20 protein-coding genes are annotated in these 23,343 nt (G+C 73.6%); 9 read left to right on the top strand and 11 right to left on the bottom strand.

The window, feature by feature from the left end:
* Positions 1-85: 85 nt before the first annotated feature.
* Positions 86-1,915, top strand: a complete 1,830-nt coding sequence (recQ, locus tag DMB38_RS29035) for a DNA helicase RecQ (protein WP_125937628.1) — start codon at positions 86-88, stop codon at positions 1,913-1,915.
* Positions 1,916-1,955: 40 nt separating this feature from the next.
* Here recQ and DMB38_RS29030 read toward each other — a convergent pair whose 3' ends face one another.
* The 11 genes from DMB38_RS29030 to DMB38_RS28980 all read right to left on the bottom strand — a co-directional run bounded on the left by DMB38_RS29030 (position 1,956) and on the right by DMB38_RS28980 (position 13,264).
* The gene (locus DMB38_RS29030) at positions 1,956-2,897 is read right to left on the bottom strand and encodes an aryldialkylphosphatase (protein ID WP_125937627.1); all 942 of its coding nucleotides are present in this window, start codon (positions 2,895-2,897) and stop codon (positions 1,956-1,958) included.
* Positions 2,894-3,841, bottom strand: coding sequence for a shikimate dehydrogenase (locus tag DMB38_RS29025; protein ID WP_240662518.1), 948 nt, complete (start codon positions 3,839-3,841; stop codon positions 2,894-2,896). The genes DMB38_RS29030 and DMB38_RS29025 overlap by 4 nt, the downstream gene beginning before the upstream one ends.
* Entirely contained in the window at positions 3,838-4,539 is a 702-nt protein-coding gene (locus DMB38_RS29020) for a bifunctional 4-hydroxy-2-oxoglutarate aldolase/2-dehydro-3-deoxy-phosphogluconate aldolase (RefSeq protein WP_240662768.1), read from the bottom strand. The genes DMB38_RS29025 and DMB38_RS29020 overlap by 4 nt, the downstream gene beginning before the upstream one ends.
* A 52-nt stretch (positions 4,540-4,591) precedes the next feature.
* Positions 4,592-5,608 carry an NAD(P)-dependent oxidoreductase gene (locus DMB38_RS29015; protein WP_125937626.1) on the bottom strand — a complete coding sequence of 339 codons (1,017 nt, stop codon included), beginning with the start codon at positions 5,606-5,608 and terminating at the stop codon, positions 4,592-4,594.
* Entirely contained in the window at positions 5,605-7,095 is a 1,491-nt protein-coding gene (xylB, locus tag DMB38_RS29010; RefSeq protein ID WP_125937625.1) for a xylulokinase, read from the bottom strand. The genes DMB38_RS29015 and xylB overlap by 4 nt, the downstream gene beginning before the upstream one ends.
* On the bottom strand, positions 7,092-8,297 hold the full coding sequence (locus DMB38_RS29005; RefSeq protein WP_125937624.1) for an ABC transporter permease: 1,206 nt from the start codon (positions 8,295-8,297) through the stop codon (positions 7,092-7,094). Before DMB38_RS29005 ends, xylB begins: the two co-directional genes overlap by 4 nt.
* Positions 8,294-9,886, bottom strand: coding sequence for a sugar ABC transporter ATP-binding protein (locus DMB38_RS29000; protein ID WP_125937623.1), 1,593 nt, complete (start codon positions 9,884-9,886; stop codon positions 8,294-8,296). The genes DMB38_RS29005 and DMB38_RS29000 overlap by 4 nt, the downstream gene beginning before the upstream one ends.
* A gap of 9 nt (positions 9,887-9,895) precedes the next feature.
* Entirely contained in the window at positions 9,896-10,924 is a 1,029-nt protein-coding gene (locus DMB38_RS28995) for an ABC transporter substrate-binding protein (protein WP_125937622.1), read from the bottom strand.
* Between the two features lie 2 nt (positions 10,925-10,926).
* Positions 10,927-11,541, bottom strand: a complete 615-nt coding sequence (locus DMB38_RS28990; RefSeq protein ID WP_125937621.1) for a glucose-6-phosphate isomerase family protein — start codon at positions 11,539-11,541, stop codon at positions 10,927-10,929.
* A gap of 214 nt (positions 11,542-11,755) precedes the next feature.
* The gene (locus tag DMB38_RS28985) at positions 11,756-12,535 is read right to left on the bottom strand and encodes a GntR family transcriptional regulator (RefSeq protein WP_125937620.1); all 780 of its coding nucleotides are present in this window, start codon (positions 12,533-12,535) and stop codon (positions 11,756-11,758) included.
* A gap of 291 nt (positions 12,536-12,826) precedes the next feature.
* Positions 12,827-13,264 carry a TIGR02611 family protein gene (locus tag DMB38_RS28980; protein WP_125939343.1) on the bottom strand — a complete coding sequence of 146 codons (438 nt, stop codon included), beginning with the start codon at positions 13,262-13,264 and terminating at the stop codon, positions 12,827-12,829.
* Positions 13,265-13,377: 113 nt separating this feature from the next.
* Between DMB38_RS28980 and DMB38_RS28975 the strand changes: the two genes are divergently transcribed.
* The 8 genes from DMB38_RS28975 to DMB38_RS28935 all read left to right on the top strand — a co-directional run bounded on the left by DMB38_RS28975 (position 13,378) and on the right by DMB38_RS28935 (position 22,827).
* Entirely contained in the window at positions 13,378-14,565 is a 1,188-nt protein-coding gene (locus DMB38_RS28975) for a LacI family DNA-binding transcriptional regulator (protein WP_276314980.1), read from the top strand.
* 13 nt (positions 14,566-14,578) lie between these two features.
* Positions 14,579-15,349, top strand: a complete 771-nt coding sequence (locus DMB38_RS28970) for an ABC transporter ATP-binding protein (protein WP_206337760.1) — start codon at positions 14,579-14,581, stop codon at positions 15,347-15,349.
* Positions 15,336-16,169: an ABC transporter permease gene (locus tag DMB38_RS28965; RefSeq protein WP_125937618.1), complete on the top strand. Its 834-nt coding sequence runs from the start codon at positions 15,336-15,338 to the stop codon at positions 16,167-16,169. Before DMB38_RS28970 ends, DMB38_RS28965 begins: the two co-directional genes overlap by 14 nt.
* Before the next feature lie 61 nt (positions 16,170-16,230).
* Positions 16,231-17,346, top strand: coding sequence for an ABC transporter substrate-binding protein (locus DMB38_RS28960; RefSeq protein ID WP_125937617.1), 1,116 nt, complete (start codon positions 16,231-16,233; stop codon positions 17,344-17,346).
* 43 nt (positions 17,347-17,389) lie between these two features.
* Positions 17,390-18,223 carry an N-acyl homoserine lactonase family protein gene (locus tag DMB38_RS28955; RefSeq protein WP_125937616.1) on the top strand — a complete coding sequence of 278 codons (834 nt, stop codon included), beginning with the start codon at positions 17,390-17,392 and terminating at the stop codon, positions 18,221-18,223.
* Positions 18,220-19,014 carry a glutamine amidotransferase gene (locus DMB38_RS28950; protein ID WP_125937615.1) on the top strand — a complete coding sequence of 265 codons (795 nt, stop codon included), beginning with the start codon at positions 18,220-18,222 and terminating at the stop codon, positions 19,012-19,014. Before DMB38_RS28955 ends, DMB38_RS28950 begins: the two co-directional genes overlap by 4 nt.
* Positions 19,015-20,181: 1,167 nt before the next feature.
* Positions 20,182-21,177, top strand: a complete 996-nt coding sequence (locus tag DMB38_RS28940) for a LamG-like jellyroll fold domain-containing protein (RefSeq protein ID WP_125937614.1) — start codon at positions 20,182-20,184, stop codon at positions 21,175-21,177.
* A 126-nt stretch (positions 21,178-21,303) separates the two neighbouring features.
* The gene (locus DMB38_RS28935) at positions 21,304-22,827 is read left to right on the top strand and encodes a PQQ-dependent sugar dehydrogenase (RefSeq protein ID WP_125937613.1); all 1,524 of its coding nucleotides are present in this window, start codon (positions 21,304-21,306) and stop codon (positions 22,825-22,827) included.
* Positions 22,828-23,343: the final 516 nt, after the last annotated feature.

The raw sequence follows: 23,343 nt of genomic DNA, 5'->3' as shown, positions 1-23,343 counted from the left end.
AAGGACCCGACCGGACCGGCCGCGCTGCCCGGCCGGTCCGGAGGTCTCCCCGCGGGGTGTCGGTGGCGGGGCATAAACTCGCCCGATGAGTTCCACCGAGGCGCTGCAGGTCCTCAGCAAGGTCTTCGGCTACGAGTCGTTCCGCGAGGGGCAGCAGGAGATCATCGACCATGTCGTGGGCGGCGGCGACGCCCTCGTGCTGATGCCCACCGGCGGCGGCAAGTCCCTGTGCTATCAGATTCCCGCGCTGGTCAGGCCCGGCACCGGAGTGGTGATCTCGCCGCTCATCGCGCTCATGCAGGACCAGGTCGACGCGCTGCGCGCCCTCGGCGTGCGGGCCGGGTTTCTCAACTCCACGCAGGATCCCGACGAGCGGCGGATGGTGGAGGCCGAGTTCCTCGCCGGGGAGATCGACCTGCTCTATCTGGCGCCCGAGCGGCTGCGGGTGGAGTCCACGATGCGGCTGCTCGACCGCGGGACCGTCGCGCTGTTCGCCATCGACGAGGCGCACTGCGTCGCGCAGTGGGGGCACGACTTCCGGCCCGACTACCTCGCGCTGTCGGCGCTCTCCGAGCGCTGGCCGGACGTGCCGCGCATCGCGCTCACCGCGACCGCGACCAAGGCGACGCACGCGGAGATCGCGAGCCGGCTGCAACTGGAGCAGGCGCGGCACTTCGTGGCCAGCTTCGACCGGCCGAACATCCAGTACCGCATCGTGCCCAAGCGGGAACCGAAGAAGCAGCTCCTGGAGCTGCTGCGCACCGAGCACGCGGGCGACGCCGGCATCGTCTACTGCCTGTCGCGCAAGTCCGTGGAGGACACCGCGGCCTTCCTCGTGCAGAACGGGATCGACGCGCTGCCCTACCATGCGGGGCTGCCCGCGGCGACCCGCGCCGAGCACCAGTCGCGGTTCCTGCGCGAGGAGGGCATGGCGATCGTCGCCACCATCGCGTTCGGCATGGGCATCGACAAGCCGGACGTGCGCTACGTCGCCCATCTCGACCTCCCCAAGTCCGTCGAGGGGTACTACCAGGAGACCGGCCGCGCAGGACGCGACGGCCAGCCGTCCACCGCGTGGCTCGCGTACGGGCTCCAGGACGTGGTGCAGCAGCGCAAGCTCATCGACGGCTCCGAGGGCGACGACGCGCACCGGCGGCGGGCGAGCGCGCACCTCGACGCGATGCTCGCGCTCTGCGAGAGCGTCGACTGCCGGCGCTCGCAGTTGCTCGCGTACTTCGGCCAGAGCGGCTCCCCCTGCGGCAACTGCGACACGTGCCTCACGCCCCCCGAGTCCTGGGACGGCACGGTCGCCGCGCAGAAGCTGCTCTCCACGGTGGTGCGGCTGCGGCGCGAGCGGCGGCAGAAGTTCGGCGCCGGGCAGATCGTCGACATCCTCATGGGCCGCAAGACGGCCAAGGTCATCCAGCACGACCATGACACGCTCTCGGTCTTCGGCGTCGGCGACGACCTCGCGGAGCACGAGTGGCGCGGTGTCGTACGGCAGTTGCTCGCGAAGGGGCTGCTGGCCGTCGAGGGCGACTACGGCACGCTGGTGCTCACCGAGGAAGCCGACGAGGTGCTCTACCGGGGCCGCAAGGTGCCGCTGCGCACCGAGCCCAAGCGGGCGGCGAAGGCGGCGAAGGCGAAGTCCGGGTCCAAGCGCGCCGAGGCCGTCGCCCTGCCGGCGGAGGCGGCGTCGCTCTTCGAGCGGCTGCGCGCGTGGCGGGGTGCGACGGCGAAGGAGCAGGGGGTGCCCGCGTACGTGATCTTCCACGACGCGACGCTGCGGCAGATCGCCACCGAGCGCCCCGGCTCGCTCGCCTCGCTGGGTTCCGTCAGCGGCGTCGGCGAGAACAAGCTCGCGAAGTACGGCGAGGCGATCCTCCAGACCGTCGCGGAGGACGACGCGGGATGAGGGCCGCGGGGTGGGGCGCGGGTGAGGGCGGGCCCTCGCCTCAGGGCGCGCCGCTCCAGTCCAGCAGCCTCGCCGGGTTGGCCACCGTGACGGCATCGGCCAGCGCCTCGCCGCCCTCGGCCACGACGCGCGGGAGGAAGCGGCGGGGCAGGTAGTCCAGGCCCGGCATGCCGCCGTACGCGCGGTAGCGGCTGCGGCGCGCGACGTCGCCGCCGAGCAGCAGCCGGCCGGGACCCGCGCGCTCCGCGGTGGCGAGCAGGCAGCCGAGCACGGTGGAGTCGGGGTGGCTGCGGTGCCGGGCCATGCCGTCGTAGCCGAGGTACGCGCCGGCCGCGCAGAGCTCCGCGTGCAGCCCGGGGTCGGGGTTGCGGTCGGCGTGCGCCAGGACGACCCGGTGCGCCGGCACCCCGTGCCCGGCCAGCTCCGCCAGCACCTCGAACGCCGCGCTGCCGAACTCCAGATGGACCATCACCGGCGCCCCGGTGGCCCGGTGCGCGGCGCCGGCCGCCGCGAGCACCCGGTGCTCGAACGGGGTGAGCGACCAGTACCCGGCGCCCGCCTTGACGATCCCGGCGCGCAGGGCCGGCCCGGTCCGTACCGTCAGGTCCGCGTCCGCGTACATGCCGTCGGTGAGCTCGGTGGTGAAGAGGCCGGCCAGTTCGGCTTCGGTGAGCGCGAGCAGCGGGTGTCCCGGCGCGTAGTGCGGCTCGCGGTGGGCGCCGGTGGTGTGCACGACGTGCAGACCGGTGGCGCGCGCGATGCGGGCGACGCCCGCCGGGTCGCGGCCCAGGCCCACCGGGGTCGCCTCGATCATCGCCGTGAAGCCGGCCGCCCGCAGGTAGGCGGCCTCCTGCCCGCTGCGCGCCTCGTCGTCCAGCTCGTCGCCGGGCAGCAGCGGCGAGACCTGGAAGAGGTGCTCGTGGTAGTCGGTGCGCCCGAGCCGGTCCGCGGGCAGGTCGCCGAGGACGGTGCGGACGCTCACCGTACGGCCTCGGCGGCGGCGGAGAGCCGGTCGACGGTCGCGGCGTCCAGGGTGAGGCCGAACACCTCCGCTATCACCTGGGACCAGCCGTGGATGAAGTACCGCCAGCCGTCGACGACGTCGAGGTCCCGTTCGGCGGCCTGGGCGCGGGCCGCGTGCAGGAAGGGCAGCGCGCCGCGGTAGTTCAGCTCCCACGCCACGGCCCCGCGCGGGAACCGCGCGGCGGGCGACAGCGGTGATCCCGGCCGGTCCTTGCCGAGACCGGTGGCGTTGACGACGAGGGTGCCGGGCGGGGCCGCCGCGAGCAGGTCGTCGGCGTGGCCCTCGGCGACGACGGTACGCAGCCGGGCGGGGTCCGCGCCGCCGCGCCGGAGCACGTCGGCCAGCTCGGCGAGCCGGCCGGCGGAGCGGTCGGTGCAGACGATGCGGGCGGGGGCGTCGGGGCGGCGGGCGAGGTAGTAGCTGATCGCGGTGCCGGCGCCGCCGGCGCCCAGGCAGAGCAACTCGCCGCCGGTGGCGGCGAAGTGGCCGGGCGCGAGGAACTCCTCGATGGCCAGGCCCGCGGTGAGCGGGTCCTTGGCGTGGCCGATGAAGCGGCCGTCCCGCTTGGAGACGGAGGACACCTCGCCGCAGAGCCTGGCGAAGTCGTCCAGTTCGTCGAAGAGGTCGGCGGCGGCCCGGTAGACGCCTATCTTGTGCGTGGTGATCAGCGCGCCGAGGAGGAGCGGGTCGCGTCTGATCCGCTCGGCGACGGCGCGGTAGCGGGCGGGTTCCGCGTCCGGCGGCAGGTCGAAGCCGACGAGCCGGGCGGTGGGCAGGCCGAGGAGGCGGGCCCACTCGGGGAAGATCCGCATGATGGACGACTCGCCGGTGCTGACGCCGACGAAGGCCATGGCCGCCGTGTCCGCGGCGGTGCCGGTGCCGGCGCCGGCCGGCGCGCTCAACGGACCGCCTCCGCACCCGGGTCGGCGGGGCCCGCCGGTTCCGCGGCACCGGCCGCGGCGCCGGAGCCGTCGGCGCCGGACGCCGCTTCGCGGACCTTCGCCAGCGCCGCCGCGAACGCCCGCGCCCGTACGGTGAGCGAATCCCAGCGGCCCGCGGCGATGTGTGCCGCGGAGGCCAGCTCGCCGCCCGCGCCGACCGCCAGCGCTCCGGCACCGAACCACTCCGCCAGGTTCCCGGCGGAGACCCCGCCGGTCGGCACCAGCGGCACGTCGGGGAACGGGCCGCGCAGCGCGCGGAGATAGCCGGGGCCGCCGAGGGAGGCGGGGAAGACCTTGACCGCGTGCACGCCGAGCGCGGTGGCGGTCATGACCTCGCCGGGGGTGAGGGCGCCGGAGAGCACGGGCAGGCCCGTGTCCAGCATGGCGGCGGCCAGTTCTGCGGTGGTGCCGGGGCTGACCAGGAACGCCGAGCCGGCGTCGGCCGCGGCGGCGGCCTGCGCGGGGGTGAGAACCGTGCCCGCGCCCACCAGCGCCTCGGGATGCCGGGCGCGTACCTCGGCGATGACCGCGGGCGCGTCGGGTGTGGAGTAGGTGATCTCGATGCCGGTGACGCCGCCCTCGATCAGCGCCGCCACGGCGGCCAGGGCGCCGTCCGGCGTGGGGGCGCGGAGGACGGCGACGACGCCGGCGCGGCGCAGGCCGGCGAGGGGGACGGGGACGCGGCGGGATCCGCGGGGGACTGCTGGGTGGTCACGGTGCGCTCTCTTCTGCGGCGGGTACGGGCAGGGGTACGGGGTGCGCGGGCTCGCGTCCTGCGAGCACGTCGAGGACGGCCCGTACGGCACCCGCGCCCATCCGGTCCACCGCCTCGACGGTCTGCGCGCCGAGGTGCGGCGTGAGGACCACCCGGTCGGCGAACTCGGCGGCCAGCAGCGGGCTTTCCGCGGCGGCGCCGCCCTCGCCGGCGAGGGTGTCCGCGGCGTACGCGGCCAGCCTGCCGTCCCGCAGCGCCGCGGCGACGGCGTGCTCGTCGACGAGGTCGGCCCGCGCGGTGTTGACGACGATCAGCCCCGGCCTGGCCCCGGCGAGCCACCGCTCGTCGACCACCCGGGTCCCGCCGGGAGCGTGCAGGCTCACCGCGTCGCACCGCCCGGCCAGCTCCGCGAGCGGCGTCCGCCGGACGCCCAGCACCTCGAAGACCACCGGGTCCAGGTACGGGTCGTGCCCCAGCACCTCGGTGCCGAACCCGGCGGCGCGCCGCGCCACCCCGCGCCCGACCCGGCCGAGGCCGACGACGCCGAGCGTGAGGGTGCCCAGCTCCCGGCCACGGCGCGGCTGCCAGGACCCGGCGCGTACCGCCCGGTCGCCGGCGGCGACGCCGCGCAGCGCGGCGAGGAGCAGCGCGACGCCGAGGTCGGCGACGGCGTCGCTGTTCGCGGCCGGGGTGTTGGTGACGGTGACGCCGCGGCGGGCGGCGGCGGCCAGGTCGACGCTGTCGACGCCGACGCCGTAGCGCGCGACGACCTTCAGCCGCGGCGCGGCGGCCAGATGCGCGTCGGTGACGGGCGCGGTGCCGGCGATCCAGGCGACGGCGCCGGCCAGCAGCGGGGCCAGCTCGGCGGGGTCGTGGACGGTGGAGCCGCGCACCACGCGCAGCCCGGCGGCGGCGAGCCGGTCCTCGACGGGCGCGGTGCCGCTGCCGAAGGACCGCGAGGTCACCAGCACCACGGGGGCCGCGCCCGCGGCGGCTTCGGGTATCGCGCTCATCGCTTCTCCTTCGCGAACCACGGTTCCAGCCGCTCGTACGCCTCCAGGAACAGCGCGTGCCGCCGCCGGTAGTCGGCGTGCCGTCCCGGGTCCGGAGTGAACTCGGCGGTGACGCCGGACAGGTCGCGGGCGACGGCGAAGCCGTCGACGAGGCCCGCGCCGACGCCCGCGGTGACGGCCGCGCCCAGGCTGTTGGCCTCCTCGACGATGCTGCGGCGGCGCACGGTGGCGCCCCAGACGTCGGCGAGGATCTGCAGCCACAGGTCGCTGGCCGCGCCGCCGCCGATCGCGTCGACCCGGTCGACCGGGTGTCCTGCTTCGCGGAACGCGCCGACGCAGGTGGCGAGGTTGAACGCCACGCCCTCCAGCACCGCGCGGGTCAGGTGCGCCTCCTGGTGGTGGCGGGTGAGGCCGAGGAACGCGCCGGCCGCGGCGGCGTTCCAGTACGGGGAGCGCTCGCCGAGGAGATGCGGCAGGAAGTACAGGCCCGCGGTGTCGGCGTCGGCCGCCGCGGCGAGCAGGTCGGGGAAGCGGTCCCCGCCCTGGCCGGGGCGGAGCACCTCCGCCACCCAGTCCAGCGACGCGCCGCCCGCCTGCATGGTCGCGGTCGGCACGTAGCGTCCCGGGACGACGTGGTCGAAGGTCATGGTGCGCATCAGCGGGTCGTGCAGCGGCCGTTCCGCGGAGAGCGAGACCCAGGAGGACGAGCCGAGGTAGGTGTACGCGCCGTCGGCGGGGTCGATGACGCCGGCGCCGAGCGCGGCCAGCGGGCCGTCGCCGCCGCCGAGGACGACGGGGGTGCCGGCGGCCAGCCCGGTGGCCTCGGCGGCTTCGGGGAGCAGCGGCCCCGCGACGGTGGTCGACGGCACGATCTCGGGGAAGAGCGCCGGGTCGATGCCGGCCGCGGCCAGCACCTCGGCGGACCAGGCGCCGGCGGGCTGGTCGTAGGCGTTGGTGCTGGAGGCGTCGGAGCGGTCGGTGGCCAGCACGCCGGTGAGCCGGTGCACGACGTAGTCCTTTGCCAGGCAGACGTGGGCCACCCGGGCGAAGGTCTCCGGCTCGTGGTCGCGTACCCACATCACCTTGGTGAGCGAGTAGGTGGGGTGGAGCTGGTGGCCGAGCAGGCGGTACGCCCGCTCGGCCCCCAGCGCCGCGGTCAGCCGGCCGGCCTGCTCCTGACTGCGGTGGTCGGCCCAGATCAGCGAGGGCCGCACGGGACGGTACGCGGAGTCGAGCAGTACCGCGCCCATCATCTGCCCGCTGAACCCGACGGCGGAGACCTCCGCGGGGCGGACGCCGGTGTGCTCCAGCAGCCGCCGGGTGGCGGCGCAGACGGCACGCCACCACACCTGGGGGTCCTGCTCGGCGACGCCGCCCGCGCGGAAGTCGGTGCCGTAGTGCTCGGTGAGGGCGGCGACCGGGGTGCCGTCGTCGGCGTGCAGCGACGCCTTGTCGCCGGTGGTGCCGAGGTCGTGCGCGATGATCATGGTGCCGCTCGTTTCGTCGGGGTCGGCTCACCGGCAGTCTCGTCGCCCGCGGTCCCCCGGTCCGGTTGCGCCGTGCCGCCCGCCGGTACCGGCTCTCCCGGCTCTCCCGGCCCTCCGGGTGGCGGCGTGTCCGCCACCGGCTTGGCCTTGCCGCCGCGGCGGAGGTTGTGGACGTGCTCGGTGGCGACGGCGGCGAGGATCAGCACGCCGATGACGATCTGCAGCCAGAAGGGGTCGATGCCCAGCAGAGTGCCGCCGTTGTTGAGCATGCCGACGACCAGCGCGCCGACGAGCGCGCCGAGCGCGCTGCCCTTGGCGCCGAAGAGGCTGGCGCCGCCGATCACGCAGGCGGCGATGGCCTGGAGTTCGTAGCCGTTGCCCGAGGTCGGCACGCCGTTGCCGAGGCGGGAGGCGAGGAGCACGCCGGCCGCGGCGGCGAGGGTGCCGGAGAGCACGTACGCGCTGACGAGCACGCGGCGTACGGGCACGCCCGTCAGCCGGGCGGACTCGGCGCTGGAGCCGACGGCGTAGACGTACTCGCCCCAGATCGTGCGGCGCAGCAGCAGCGCGAAGAACACCGTGATGAGCACCATCAGCCAGGTGAGATGGGAGATGCCCAGCAGGCTGCCGCCGCCGATCTCGGCGAAGCCCTCGGGCAGCGGCTGCACGGTGCGGCCGTCGCTGAGCAGCAGGGTCGCGCCGCGGGCGGCGCCCATCATGCCGAGCGTCACGATGAACGGGGGCATCTTGAGGAACGCCACCAGCAGGCCGTTGATCAGCCCGGCGGCGGCGCCGACGAGCAGCGCGAGGAGGACCGCGCCCGCGATGGGCAGTCCGCCGCCGGTGTCGTAGACCACCTTGGCGGCGACGATGCCGGACAGGCCGACGACGGAGCCGACGGACAGGTCGATGCCCGCGGTGAGGATGACGATGAGCTGGCCGACGGCGATGATCGCGAAGATGGACACCTGCCGGCCGAGGTTGTCCAGGTTGGTGCCGGTGAGGAACGACTCGGTGGACATGGTGAGTGCGAAGGCCAGCACCAGCAGCACGGGGATGCCGCCGGAGGTGCGGCCCAGCACCTGGCCCAGGCGCAGGATCTCCCCGTCGGCGGGCTGGCGGGCGGGGCGTTTGCCGAACTGGATGCCCTTGGACGTGCCGCCGCCGGCGGCGGGGGCGGTGGCTCTGGCGAGGTCGGTCATCGGTTCTCCAGGGACGGTGCGGAAGGTTCGGCGGGTCCTGGCCGGCCGGCCGCGGGGGCGCCGGCGGCGGGGGACGCGGCCGCCGGGCCCACGGGGCTCGCCAGCCGCAGCACGGCCTCCTCGGTGGCCTCCGCGGCGGGCAGCGAGCCCACGAGACGGCGCTGGCGCACCACTTCGACGCGGTCGCACAGGCCCAGCAGTTCGGGGAGGTAGGAGGAGACGACCACGATCGCCAGGCCGTCCGCGGCCAGTTCGGCGATCACCTGGTAGATGTCGGCCTTGGAGCCGACGTCGACGCCCTTCGTGGGCTCGTCGAGCAGCAGCACCTTGGCGCCGGTGGCCCGCCAGCGGGCGACCAGCGTCTTCTGCTGGTTGCCGCCGGAGAGCGAGGAGACCGGGTCGCCCCAGTCGCCGAGCTTGATGCGCAGCCCCGCGGAGGCGGCGGTGACGTGCTCGCGCATCCGGCGGCGGCGCAGCACCCCGAAGGTGCCGGTGCGCGGCAGGCTGGCGATGGCCACGTTCTTCTCGATGCTCAGGCCCGGCAGCAGCCCGGACTCCTTGCGGTCCTCGGGCAGCAGCCCGAGCCCGGCCCGGGCAGCGGCCCGCGGGGAGGTCGCGTGGACGCGGCGGCCGTCGACCAGGACCTCGCCGCCGAGCACCGGGTCGGCGCCGAAGGCGGCGCGCAGCAGTTCGGTGCGCCCGGAGCCGAGCAGCCCGGCCAGGCCGACGACTTCGCCGCGGCGTACGGTCAGGTCCACCGGCGCGGGGAAGCCGGCGGGGCGCAGGCCCCGCAGCTCCAGCCGTACGTCGCCGGGGTCGGGGCGCTCGCCGGGGTACAGGTTCTCGATCCGGCGGCCGACCATCGACTGCACGAGGGAGTCCTCGTCGTACGCGGCCATCGGCCGGGTCTCGACCACCCGGCCGTCGCGCAGCACGGTCACCCGGTCGCCGACGGCGAACATCTCCTCCAGCCGGTGGGTGACGTACAGGACGGAGACGCCCTCGTCCCGCAGCGTGGCGATGCGGGCCAGCAGGGCGTCCGCCTCCTGCGCGGAGAGCGCGGTGGTCGGCTCGTCGAAGACCACGAGCCGCGCGTCCTGGCCGAGCACCCGGGCGATCTCGACCAACTGCCGGGTGGCGGTGGTCAGTTCCGACACCCGCGTACGGGGGTCGAGGTCGGCGAGGCCGACGCGGGCCAGCATCTCCCTGGCCTGCGCGCGCTGCCGGCGGCGGTCGACCCAGCCGGCGCGCGCCGGCATCCCGAACATGCTCAGGTTGCTGGCCACGGTGAGCTCGGGCATGAGGCTCAGCTCCTGATACACCACGCCGATGCCGGCGGCGCGGGCCTCCGCGGGGGTGACGTGGGCGCGCATCTCGCGGCCCAGCACCCGGTACGTGCCGCCGTCGCGGGCCACCGCGCCGGTGAGCACCTTGATGAGGGTGGACTTCCCGGCGCCGTTCTCGCCGGCGAGGCAGTGCACCTCGCCCGGCGCGATGTCCAGGTCCACGGCGGCCAGCGCCGTCACGGCGCGATAGCTCTTACCCACGCCCCGCAGGCTGACCACGGGGCTCGACTCGGGGGTTGCCATGGCCCGCCCTCAGCCCTTGGTCTTGGGCGGGTTGAGCAGTTGCTCGTACTGGGCCTCGTCCACGGTCGACTTGTCGATGACGACGGCGCCCGGGTCGAGCCGGACCGGCGGGGTGCTGTCGCCGGCGGCCATCGCGGCCTCGACGACGCCCTGGTAGCCGAAGAAGAACGGGTTCTGGACGATGATCGCGTCGATGGACCCGTCGCGTACGCCCGCGATCTCCGCGGGGTCGGAGTCGAAGGCGACAACCGCCACGCGGTCACTGGCGTTGCGTTCGGCGACGGCCTTGGCGGCGCCGGTGCCGGAGGTGTTGTTGTCGGCGAAGACCCCGGCCAGGTCGGGCGTCCCGGTGAGGGCGTCGTTGACCTGGGAGACGGCCTTGTTGAGGTCGTTGTCGTTGACGGAGGTCTGGATGATCTCGGCGTCCGGGCACTTGGCGGCCAGGCCGCTCTTGAAGCCGTTGAAGCGGTCGACCAGGACCTGCTGCCCGGAGGTCGAGCTCTCGTGCAGGATCTTGCCGTTCTTCTGGCCCTTGTCGGTGAGCAGTTCGCACATGCGCACGCCGGCCTGCTCGCCCGCCTTGACGTTGTCGGTGCCGATGAAGCCCTCGGCCTCGGTGGTGATCGCGTTGTCGACGGTGATCACCTTGATGCCGGCGTCGCGGGCCCGGTCCACCGCGCCGTTGAGCGCGGTGGAGGAGTTCGAGGCCAGCACGATGGCGTCGGCGCCCCGGGAGATGGAGTTCTCCACCAGGCTCACCTGCTCCTCGATGTCGGTCTCCGAGGTCGGGCCGAAGAGCCCGAGGTCGATGCCGAAGTCGTCGCCCGCCTGCTTGGAACCGGCGAGCATCGACTGCCAGAAGTCGGAGTCGGTGGCCTTGGTGATGACGTCGACCTTGGTGCCGCCGACCGCGGCGCCGCCGCCCGACGAGGAGCCGGAGTCGTCGAACGCCGCCTTTCCGGCGGCGACGCCGCCGGCCGCGAAGACGACGGCCAGCGCGGCGGCCACCCCCGAGGAGACGAAACGGATGCGCGCCATGGCTACTCCTGGTTGCTAGGGGACGTGCGGGGGGACGAAGCGGTGAAGGGGACCAGCAGCGGTGGGGCGCCGTCCGGGGCGCGCCGGACGCGGTAGCCCATGCCGTGGTCGAGGACCCAGCCGTAGTCGTGTCCGGCGTTGCCGGGGTAGACGGCCAGGAAGCGGTACGGCTCGTCGCCGGTGTTGACGCTGCGGTGCGCCCAGCCCGGCGGGATGTAGCCGATGGCGCCCGGGTACATGTCGATCCACCGCGGCCGGTCGCCGTCGAAGAGCAGCAGCCCGCCGGTGCCGGCGAGGCCGAGGTAGATCTCGCCCTGCGGGTTGGGGTGCTGGTGCCCCTTGGTCATGTGGAACTCGCCGCCGACAGTGCCGGGCCGGATCGTGGTGATCGACTGCGGCAGCTCGCCCTCCGCCTCCGGCACGGGCGAGGAGGCGACGTCGTACACGACGGGGTCGCCGTCCCGTACCGCGGCGCGCCAGGCGTCGCCGTCGGCGAAGAGTCCGTCGAGATCGGACATGCGCCGGGTGAGCACCGGGCCCGACGGGCTCATGCCGCCGGCCCGCGGATCGAAGGTGATGAGACTCGGCTCGATGGGGGGCGATGCGTATGACGGCACCGTGGCCTCCTGGGGTCGTGCGGGGTGCTTCCGGAGGGCGTCAGCGTGATGACCTGGTCATTTGACATCCTGTACGGTCAGGATGTCAAGGGTCCCCGCAGCGGCCCTCCGCGCTCCCCCGCGGACGCGTCGCGGCCGGCCCGCTCGGGTGAGCGGACCGGCCGCGTGGGTCGTGCCGGGTGGGGGCGTACGGGACGCGTACGGCCCGGGCGCGTCAGTCGGTGACGATCATCAGGGGGCGGGGCGGGGCGCCCTGCCGGCGGGAGAGCTCCACCTCGAAGCGGCTGCGGTCGCCGCGGTGGAAGGCGACGAAGCTCTCCACCGGGCGGCCCTGCTCGCCGACGCTGACGCTGCGCAGCACGAGCACCGGGGCGCCCCGGTTGACGCCGAGGCTGCGGGCCAGCTCCGCGGAGGCCACCGCCGCCTCCACCGAGCGCCGGCCCTGCACGAGCCGTACCCCGAACCGGCCCTCCAGCAGCGCGTACAGCGACTCCTGGGTCAGGTCCTCGTCGACCAGCCCCGGGGCGACCTCCTGCGGGACGTGGGTGATCGTGAGCACCCACGGCTCCTCCTCGACGAACCGCAGCCGCTCGATGACGATCACCGGATGCCCCGGCGGTACGTCCAGGGCCCCCGCGACCTGCGCGTCCGCCGGGACGACCTCGAGCCGGCGGACCTGGCTGCGCAGGTGGCCGCCGCGGGCGGCGACGTCCTCGTACAGCCCGGTGAGGGACTGGACCAGACCCTCGGGGGTCTTGGGGTGGGCGACGAAGGTGCCGCGGCCCTTGATCCGCTCGATGACCCCCTCGGACTCCAGCTCCGCGAGGGCCTGGCGGACGACCGTCCGGGAGACCCCGTAGCGTTCGCACAGCTCGTGGTCCCCCGGCAGCCGGTCGCCGGGCTTCAGCTCGCGGCTCTCCATCTCGCCCAGGAGAATCTGCTTGAGCTGGTGGTAGAAGGGGAGCAGCGACGAACGATCGATACTTGACTGCATGTCATGAGAGGATAACAACCCTCTCGACACGGCCGCCCGCCGGGCGCGGCCGGCCGCCGCGGCCATCTTCCGGCCGGTGGGGCTGACGCTGCCCGCGCAGACACGGGTGCAGAGACCGCTGTGCGCATCGGCCGTCAACCGGTCGGTCCACCTGCCCGATCGCGTGCGTACCGCCAAAGGCCCGGCCCCGGCGGGCAGCGCGGCGGCTGCCTGCCGGGGCCGGGGAGAGGCGCGCGGGACGGGGACCGTGCGTGACGGGGCGTGCGCGCCTCGGGCCGTTCACCCCGGGGCTCAGACCTTCCAGGGCATCTCGAAGCCGAACTTATACAGGTAGATACCGAGCAGTACGCCGCAGATCACCAGGCCGATCGAGGTCAGGATCGCGTTCCGCCGGCGGACCTTCGGGTCCAGGGCGCGCTGCGCGGCCTCCGTGACCTTCCGCTTCGTCCAGTGCAGGACTATCTGCGCCCAGACGAACTCCGTCGCCCACACCGCCATGCCCGCGAAGATCACCAGCCAGCCGGGGCCCGGCAGCGGCAGCAGGATGATGCCGCCGATGACTATCGCCAGGCCCACTATGAAGACCCCGACCTGCCAGCTCAGGTGCAGCGCACGCGAGCGCTGGATGAAGTGCGGCGCCTTGGACCCCCACGCCTGGTGCTCCGGAGTACCCGGCTTATCCGGTTCATCCAGCTTCGCCACCGGAGCGTCGGTGCCGGCCTCGTCCATCCTCTTCTCCCCCTGATCGTCACGCTCGACATCCATGGACACACGTTACGGCTTGCGGCACCCCCGGCCGTCCACCCGATGGACCGTCGTACGGGGTCCTTCTCCTCCCCTGGGTGTATGGCCGCGACCCGGCCGGCCCCGCACACCCGCGCGCGCCGCGCTCACCGCCGAGGGGGTTGACTCGCGGCGACCCGCGATTTACGTTGGACAAAACGGTTTGGCAAACCGATTTGCGTGAGGAGAGCGGGATGGCACGACCGGTCATAGCGGATGTCGCCGCCCGTGCGGGCGTCAGCAGGACGACCGTCTCCCACGCCCTGTCCGGCAAGCGGCCCGTCAGCCCCCGCGTGCTCAAGCGGGTGCAGGAGGCGATGGCCGAGCTGGGCTACGTGCCGCGGCGCGCGGCCCAGACGCTCAAGAGCGGCGCCTCCCAGATCGTCGGGCTCATCGTGCCGGACATCAGCAACACGTTCTTCGCCGACCTCGCCAAGGGCGTCGAGGACGTCTCCCTGGACCAGGGCTACAACGTCGTCTTCGGCAACACCGCCTTCGAGGTCGAACGCGAGCGCTTCCACCTCAACATGATCCGGTCGCAGGCCGTCGACGGCGTCGTCTACGCCGCCGGCGCGCCGTCACCGGCCCCCGACACCGCCGAGATGCTGGCGGGGATCCCCTTCGTGCTGGTCGACGAGGAGGTGCCGGGAATCGGCGCCACCAGCGTCGTCTCGGACAACGCGGAGGGCGGACGCCTCGCCGCCCGGCATCTGGCGGCACTGAACCACCGGGACGCCCTCGTGCTGTCCGCCTCGTCCCAGCTCATGTCGAGCCTTCGTCGCGTCGAAGGTTTTCGTGACCTCTGGCTGGAGACGGGCGGCAGTTGCGAGGTGCGCCCCGGTGGGTTCACCTACGACGGCGGCTACGCGGCCATACGCGAAGCCGCCGTCCTCTTCCTCGAGCGCGGCTTCACCTGCGTCTTCGCCGTCAACGACATGATGGCCCTCGGCGCCGTCGCCGCGCTGCGCGACCTGGGGCTCGCCATCCCCGCGGACGTCTCCGTCGTCGGCTTCGACGACGTGCTGGCGGCCCACCTGATCGAGCCCGCGCTCACCACGGTGCGCCAGGACGCGGCCGTCCTCGGCCGGACCGCCGCCGAGGAGCTGTACCGCATCATCGCCGACCCCGCGAGCGGGCCGGAGCACACCGTGCTGCCCGTGACCTTAAGGGAACGCCACTCCACCGCGCCGGCGGCGGCCCGCCGCCCGGCAGGCCGAAGGAGAGCGCCAGGCCGCACAAGAGAGTGAGGAGCGTGAGGACGTGTCCGGCATCCATGTAGCACAGGCATCGAAGCTGTTCGTCAGCCGCCGGCGGGAGACGCTCGCGCTCTCCCGGACGGAACTCAGCGTGGCATCCGGGGAGATCGTCTGCCTCGTCGGCCCGAGCGGCTGCGGGAAGACCACGCTGATGAACCTCATCGCCGGCTTCGAGCAGCCCACGGAGGGCAGCGTCGAGGTCGGCGGCCGGCGGGTCGAGGGCCCGTCGGCGGACCGCGCGGTCGTCTTCCAGTCGGACGCGGTCTTCCCCTGGCTGACCGTCCGGGACAACGTCTCGTACGGCCCGCGCATGCGCGGCGTGCCGCGCTCGGAATGGGCGCCGGCCGTGGACCACTTCCTGGCCCAGGTCGGGCTCAGCGACTTCGCCGACGCCTACCCCAAGGAGCTGTCCGGCGGCATGCGCAAGCGCGTCGACCTGGCCCGCGCCTACGTCAACGAGCCCGACGTGCTCCTGCTCGACGAGCCCTTCGGCGCGCTCGACCTCTTCACCAAGGAGGAGATGTGGCTCTTCCTCATCAAGACGTGGGAGGCCGCGCCGAAGACCGTCCTCTTCGTCACCCACGACATCGAGGAAGCCCTCTTCCTCGGCGACCGGATCGCGGTCATGACGCCGCGCCCGGCGCGGGTGCGCGAGATCGTGCAGGTCCCGTTCGACCGGCCCCGGGACCTCGACGTCCGCGGCGAGCCCGAGTTCCAGCAACTGCGCCTGCGCATCGCCCATCTGCTGAGGGAGACGACCGATGACGCTGCCTGAGACGACTCCCGTACGGCCGCCCGCGGCGCCGGACGAGCAGTCCCGTACCCCGAAGCACCCCGTGCGGCGGCTCGCGGGCCCCGCGCTCTCCGTGGCCGTGATCGCGCTGGCGCTCTTCCTGTGGTGGCTCTTCACCACCGCCACCGACGCCATCGACCCGCTGAAGTTCCCCGCGCCCGACAAGGTGTGGGACAGCGCGTCGAACCTGCGCGAGACGCTCTGGTCCGACGCGACCGCGACGCTCGGCCGGGTCGTGGTCTCGTGGTCCGTGGGCAGCGCCCTCGGCGTCGCGGTGGGGCTGCTCATGTCCCGCTCCCGCGCGCTGTTCTACGCGCTGACGCCGGTGATCGAGGCCGTCCGGCCGATCCCGCCGGTGGCGCTGATCCCGTTCGTCATCCTCTGGTTCGGCATCGGCGACAGCGGCAAGATCTTCCTCGGCGCGCTGGCCTCGTTCATGGTCATGGTCGTCAACACGATCGTGGCCGCGGGGAACGTCAACCCGCTGTACGGCCGGGCCGCCAGGTCGCTGGGCGCGGGATCGGGGCAGGTCTACCGCACCGTGGTGCTGCGGGCCATCGTTCCCGAGCTGCTCTCGGGGCTGCGGATCGGCAGCGCGCTGACGTTCGCGGTCGTCGTGGCCGCGGAGTTCCAGGGCGCGCAGAGCGGTCTGGGTCGGCTGATCATGCAGGCCAGCCGCACCCTCAACACCCCGTCGGTGCTGGTGGGCACGATCATCATCGCGATCGAGGCCGTCCTGCTCGACCGGATCATCAAGCTGCTGAGCGACCGGGCCACGCGCTGGTCCGCGTCGGCTCCGTGAGCGCTCCCCGCGCCGTCCCGCCGCCGGGGCGCGCGCACGAACCACCCGAGGAGAGCACGACATGCGCACGTCCTCACCCCTGACCGCAGGACTCGCCGTCTCCGCCGCCCTGCTGCTCACCCTCTCCGCCTGCGGCTCGGGCTCCGAGCCCGGCGGCGGCGACCCGAACACGGTGCGTCTCGGCATCTCCCCGTTCCAGGACACCATGCTGCCGATCATCGGCCAGGAGAAGGGCTGGTTCGAGGAGGAGGGCCTGAACGTCGAGCTGAAGACGCTCGCGTGGAACACGGTGACGCCCTCGGTCGCCTCCGGCTCCGTGGACGTGGCGATCAACAACACCACGGGCCTGGTCTCGGTGGCGGAGGCCACGGACGACATGGTCTACGCCTACGGCTTCAACCCGTTCACCGAGGGCTCCGCCCTCGTCGCCCGCCCCGGCAGCAACCTCACGACGTACGACGACGCGGTCGAGAAGGGCGCGGACGAGGAGAAGGCGCGCACCGAGGTCATCGAGCAACTGCGCGGCAAGACGGTCGTCACCACCAACGCCACCGACATGGGCAAGGCCCTCGACTACGCGCTGGAGTCGGTCGGCATGTCGACCGACGACGTGACGGTCATCGACATGGACCCCGACCAGGGCCTCGCCGCGTTCCTCTCCGGCACGGGCGACGCGTACATCGGCGGCGCCCCGCAGCGCGCCCGGGCCGTCGCCGACGGCTCCCCCGTGCTGCTGGCCGGTCCCGACCTGGCCCCGCCGCCGATCAACGGCTGGGTCACCACGGACTCGTACCTGGACGAGCACGAGGAGAAGATCCTCAAGCTCACCCACGTCATGCACCGCATCTTCCGCTACTGCGACGCCGAGACCGAGGCGTGCGGGAAGACGATCACGGACCGGCTCAACAAGGAGACCGGCAGCCAGTCCAGCGTCAAGGACTTCGTGGCCGCCTGGCAGAAGATCGAGCTGTACGCGCCGAACGCGGCCGCGGTGAAGAAGTGGGTCCTGGACGAGGACGGCGTCGCCTACTGGAAGCGCACCTGGGACGGCGACAACGACTACCTCACCCGCACCGGCGCCCTCGGCTCCCCCGTCGATCCGGAGAAGCACTTCGCGGGCGGGCGGGTCTGGCAGGACTACGTGGACAAGTACGGCGAGCACGAAGAGGGCTACTGAGCACGGCGGCCCGCGGGCCGGCGGGCAGAGCGAGGAGGACGCCATGAGCGGCAAGCACACCATCCACCACATCGTGACCGGCGAGCTGGAGAGCTCGCTGGCGGTGAGCCTGCTGAACAGCGGCGCGCATCCGGACCTCGACCGCGAGTCCGTGCTCCCGTACGGCTACCGCCACGACATCCGGCGCCGCGACGGCAGCCTCAACGAGGGCGTGATGGTGCCGGTGCCGGTGTGGCTCATCGAGGGCGCGGACCGCACGATCCTCATCGACACCGGCCTCGGCGACCTCGACGAGGTCTCGGCCATGCAGTCGCGCTACGGCGTCGACTTCGTCGCCGAGCGCCGCGGGTCGCAGCAGGACATCGTCGCGGGCCTGGCCGGGCACGGGGTCCGGCCCGAGGACGTCGACGTCGTGGTCCTCACGCACCTGCACTTCGACCACATCGGAAACAACGAGCTTTTCCCGCGGGCGACCTTCGTCGTGCAACGCGACGAGCTGCCGCAGGGAATCGCGCCGCCGCAGTTCTGCATGTTCTATTACCCGGAGTACTCGTACAAGGTCACCGACGTACGCGACCGGCTCCGGGTGATCGACGGCGACGTGGAACTCGCGGACGGCATCAGGCTGGTGAAGATCGGCGGCCACACCCCCGGGTGCATGGTGGTCATGGTCGAGACCGCGAGCGGCACCGTCTGCCTCACCAGCGACGTCATGTACAACTACCGGAATCTGGAGCTGAACTGGCCGATGGGGTCCTTCTGGGACCTGGCCCAGCTCATGCGTGGATACGACCGGCTGCATCGCGAGGCCGACATCATCGTCCCCGAGCACGACTGGCAGTTCACGGAGCACTTCCCGAAAGGAACCATTCGATGACCGCGAAGAAACTGCTGCTGCTCGGTGAGTCGTGGACCACGCACATGATCCACCAGAAGGGGTTCGACACCTTCACGACCACGGAGTACGCCGAGGGGGCGGGCCCGCTCACGGCGGCGCTGTCGCGCCTCGGCTGGGAGGTCGACCACCTCCCGGCGCACACCATAGAACGGGACTTCCCCGCCGACGCCGCGGCGCTGGACGCGTACGACTGCGTCGTCATCTCCGACGTGGGCGTGAACACCTTCCAGCTCACGCGCTCCGTCTTCACCGACGGCGACCGGGACGCGGACCGGCTGGGGATGATCCGCGCGTACGTGGAGGGCGGCGGCGGGCTGGCCATGGTCGGCGGCTACCTGTCGTTCGCGGGCATCGACGGCAAGGCGCGCTACGGCGCCAGCCCGCTGGCCGACGTCCTGCCCGTCCGCGTCCTCGACCACGACGACCGGCGCGAACTGCCGGACGGCCGCATCCCCGCCCCGCGCCCGGAGCCGCACCCGGCGCTGCCGGACGTGGCGGGGCCGTGGCCGTACCTGCTGGGCTACAACAAGACCGTGCTGCGGGACGAGGCGACGCTGCTCGCGGAGATCGACGGCGACCCGCTGATCGCGGTACGCGAGGTGGGCGCGGGCCGCACGGCGGTCTTCACCTCCGACATGTCGGCCCACTGGGCCCCGGCGGCGTTCACGGACTGGCCCGGCTACGGCCCGCTGTGGGACGCACTGCTGACCTGGACGTCGAAGGCACCCCGGGCCGCGGAGCCTGCGACCCCGGGGACGGCACTGCGGTAGACGGCCCACCCGGGCCCCGGGAGCCGGGGCCCGGGGGCCGAGTGAAGAGGGAGCAGGGGACGGGGGCTCGGAGCTGGGGCGGGCGGCGTCCGGCCGCGACATCGGGGGTACGGCCGGGCCGCGCCCCGCCACGCGCGGCGGCTCCGCGGGCCGGAGCGAAGGCACCGGGAACGCCCGCCCGTTACGCCGCCCGCCCGGGGCCGAGCGAGGGGCAGGGATCGACGGGGGCAGGGCGACGCGCGGCGGCCGGCCGCCGCGGGCGCGCCCCAACGCCGCACACGTCAACCGGCCTTTCACCGCACCACCCCAGCCGACCCGTACGGCCGCGCGCCTGCCGCGTGCGACGCCGCGGGGCGCGGTGGCTCCGCGGGGAGGAGGCACGGAAGCGCGTCGGGGCGAGGCGGCCTGCCGGGCCGGGTGGCGGGCGGTGTCCGGCCCGCGATGCGGGGGTGCGGCCGGGCGGCGCCCCGCCACGCGCGGCGGCTCCGCGGGGCGGGGACGAGGCACCGGGCCGATCGCGCGTGGGGCGGCCGGCCGGGGCCGAACGAGGCTCAGGGGTTGCCGGGGCCGGGTGACTCGCGATGTCCGGCCGCGACATCGGGGGTACGGCCGGGCCGCGCCCCCGCCGGGCGCGGCGGCTCCCTCGCCGGGCCTTTGGCGTGCGGCCCGGGCGGCCAGCCGCTGACGCGCCTCCCGCGCCCGGCGCGAAGGCACCGGGAGTGACCGCCCGTTATGCGGCCCGCCGGGGCCCGCAAGGGGCGGGGCCGGGCTGCGGGCGGCCTCGCCCGGGGCGGGGTCGCGTCGCGTCCGCGGCTCCGCCGCCCGTCCGGCGCCGCGCCGCGCGCCCGCCCCTACGCCTCCTCTGTGCAGGTGAGACGCCCAGACCTCGGCCTGCTTGCCCCCACTCGGCTCTCCCAGGCCGCGTCACCGGCCAACCACGCCGGTTTCAGCGGCTCTGCTCCCGTGGCCCGCGCGGGCTCTCCCTGCGCCGGGCTCATCCCGGTCGCCGCGGCGGAGCCGCGACGGCGCCGGGCTCATCCCGGTTCCCCGCGGCGGAGCCGCGTTCGTGCTTGACGCGGTCACGTCGCGCGGATAGCGTCCGCCAAGGCGTTTTAGCAAGCGCTTACTGGGACCATGAAGTCCTCTTCTGGCAGGGGAGATGACGCAATGCGCAAGCACAGCGGGAGCGTTGCCGCGCGGGCCGTCGCGGCGGCCGCGGCGCTGGCACTGACCGCCCTCGCGGCGGGGCCGGTGCAGGCGGTGCAGGGTGGGGACACGGCGGAGGCGGCGGAGCGTGGCGCGCCGGTCGTGCTGCCCTCGCTGGGGCCCGACCTCGTCGCGTACTACGACTTCGGCCATCCGGTCCGCGGCAACCCCGCCCTCGAACGCGACCGGGGCCGCTCCGGCACCGACATCGAACTCGTCAACGGCGGCGCCGCCATGCGCGTGCCCGACAGCGCCTTCCCGGGCGCGGGATCCGCGCTGCAGACCGCCCAGGTCTCCCCCGCCACCGCCGGGAACGACGACTGGAAGGCCGGCGTCTACCGCCCCGGCGGCGTGCCGAGCATGCGCGCGTTCAACGGGGCGCAGTCCGCCACCGTCATGGGCTGGTTCAAGATGACCGGCGACAACCCCTCCCCCAACTCCAACACCGCCGACCCCGACGACCGTTACGGCGCCATCGGCCTCGCGGGCGTGCTCTCCGGCACCTCCGACGGCCACGGCGTACGGGCCCTGCTGGAGCTGATCGAGGTGAACGGCGAACTGCGGCTCGTGGCGCTGGGCCGCCGGGTCGACGAGGGCTCCTCGCAGACGTTCGCCGCCGCCGAGGACTGGCGCCGGCTGCTGCCGCCCGACGAGTGGGTCTTCCTCGCCGCGACGTTCGACTACTCCGACGGCACCATGGCGCTCTTCCGCAACGGCGAGCGCCTCGACGGCTTCTACACCAACCCCGGCGACCCCTGGCAGGTCGGCGGGCCCGGCGAGCACCGCGCCTCGCCCACCGACCCCGCGGGCATCAAGATCGGCGGGAGCTTCCCGCAGAACACCCGCGAGGCCAACCCCTGCAACTGCCGCATGGACAGCCTGATGTTCCTCGACCGCGAGCTGACCGGCAGTCAGGTACGGGCGCAGTACCGGCTGATGGTCGCGCCCCGGCCCTGAGCCGACACCCCGCCACCCGGCCGTCCGGTCGCGGCCATCCGGCCGCCGCCCGCCCCCTTCCCGTACGCCGTCCGCCGCACCACGCGCCCGCGCACCCGCACACGCACCCCCAGAACGGAGCCCGGCATGCACCCACCCACCCGCCGAAAGCGCCGCCTCCTCGCCCCCGCGCTCGCCGCCGCCGTGGCCGCGACCGCCTTCCTCACCGCACCCGCCGAGGCCCGCACCGAGCCGACCGCCGCGCCGGACGCGACCGCGGGCGCCGCCGCGTCCGGCGACTCCCTCCTGCCCAAGCCCGTACCCGCCAAGCTCGGCCTCGTCGTCGAGGAGTACGCGCAGTTCCCGAAGTCCGAGCCCACGCCCCCGCCGTCCGACCCCCGGCTGATGCGGCACGCCCGGATCAACGCGCTCACCGAACTCCCGGACGGCTCCGGCCGCAAGGCGGTGCCCGACCTCAACGGCAAGCTCTACCTCGTCGAGGACGGCGCGGAACCGCGCACGTACCTCGACGTCGGCGCCACCTTCGCGCCGCAGTTCTTCTCCGGCCAGGGCCTCGGCCAGGGCTTCGGCTACGCGGCCTTCCACCCCGACTTCGCGCGCAACGGCATCTTCTACACCGTGCACACCGAACTGGCCTCCACCACCGACAAGAAGCCGGACCTCACCCCGCAGCCGAACACCGCCTACCACGGCATCATCACCGAGTGGACCGCCGACGACCCGGCCGCCGGCACCTTCTCCGGCACCCGCCGCGAGGTGCTGCGCCTCGGCTTCAACGGCCGCATCCACGGCATCCAGCAGATCGCCTTCAACCCCACCGCCCGCGAGGGCAGCGCCGACTACGGCAAGCTGTACCTCGCCGTGGGCGACGGCGGCACCGGCGTGCGCACCACCGAGCCGCAGAACCTCGCGCTGCCGCACGGCAAGCTGCTGCGGATCGACCCGCGCGGCAGCAACAGCGCCAACGGCAAGTACGGCGTCCCCTCCGACAACCCGTTCGCCGACCGGCCCGGCGCCCTCGGCGAGGTCTTCGCGTACGGCTTCCGCGACCCGCACCGCTTCAGTTGGGACACCGGCGGCAAGCACCGGCTGTACCTCGGCCACATCGGCGAGCACGCCATCGAGTCGATCTACGAGGTGCGGGCCGGGGACAACCTCGGCTGGAGCGAGCGCGAGGGCCCGTTCGTCTTCGACAAGAACCCGGCCGACCCGTGCGACGCGTACCAGCCGCTGCCGCCCGACGACGACAAGTACGGCTACACCTACCCCGTCGCCGCCTACGACCACGACCCGCCGGCCGACTGGAACTGCACCTCCGACGTCGGCCGGGCCGTCTCCGGCGGCTTTGTCTACCGCGGTGACGACCTGGGCAAGCTGCGCGGCACGTACCTCTTCGGCGACCTGGTCGACGGCCGCGTCTTCGGCACGAAGACGGGCGAGATGAGGCGCGGCGCGGAGATGGCGACGATCCACCAGCTCAGGCTCTACGACGCCGCCACCGGAAACCTCGTCACGGCGCAGGACCTGGCCGGCGACACCCGCGTCGACCTGCGCTTCGGGCAGGACTCGGCGGGCGAGCTGTACCTGCTGGCGAAGGCGAACGGCAAGGTCTGGAAGGTCACCGGCACGCGCGGCCCCGCGCTGCCGTAGCCGGAACGGGGCCGGCCCGTACACAACGGCCGCGGGCGGCGGTCCGGGAAACCGGGCCGCCGCCCGCATTACCGGCGAATTCCCCCGGCGGCAGCCCGCGGGGGCAACATCCGCAACTGCTCCAGCATGGGTAGTGCCCACTACCCGATCGAGCAGTGGACCCACGGCAGAACGCAGGTCTGACCTCCTTATCAGTGTGAGATTCCTCTGCCGAATACGGCGCGCCCATTTGCGGATCCAGCCCACGCACGAACAAGGAGATCGTCCGGCGGCGAGTGGCAGGGCTATCTGGACTACGAGCACGGCCACCCCGTTTCACCGCCTTCGCCGACCCGGTACGGCACGACAGTAAGCGCGGCTTTCTTCCCGGCCCACTACTCGCCCGGGTAGTGGCGTCGGATTCAGTGGGTCACGCCACGGCGAACGGAGGCGGCCCGCGGGAATTCTCCGGGTGCCGCGACCGCCGTACTCTCCGTCAAAACTACTGTGTCCGCGGTAGTCGGATTGTCCTCCGCA

Source organism: Streptomyces sp. WAC 06738 (genome assembly GCF_003945505.1).
Classification (GTDB): Bacteria; Actinomycetota; Actinomycetes; order Streptomycetales; family Streptomycetaceae; genus Streptomyces.
Note: the sequence above shows the minus strand (reverse complement) of the source record. Positions and strands in the feature narration are given on the sequence as shown.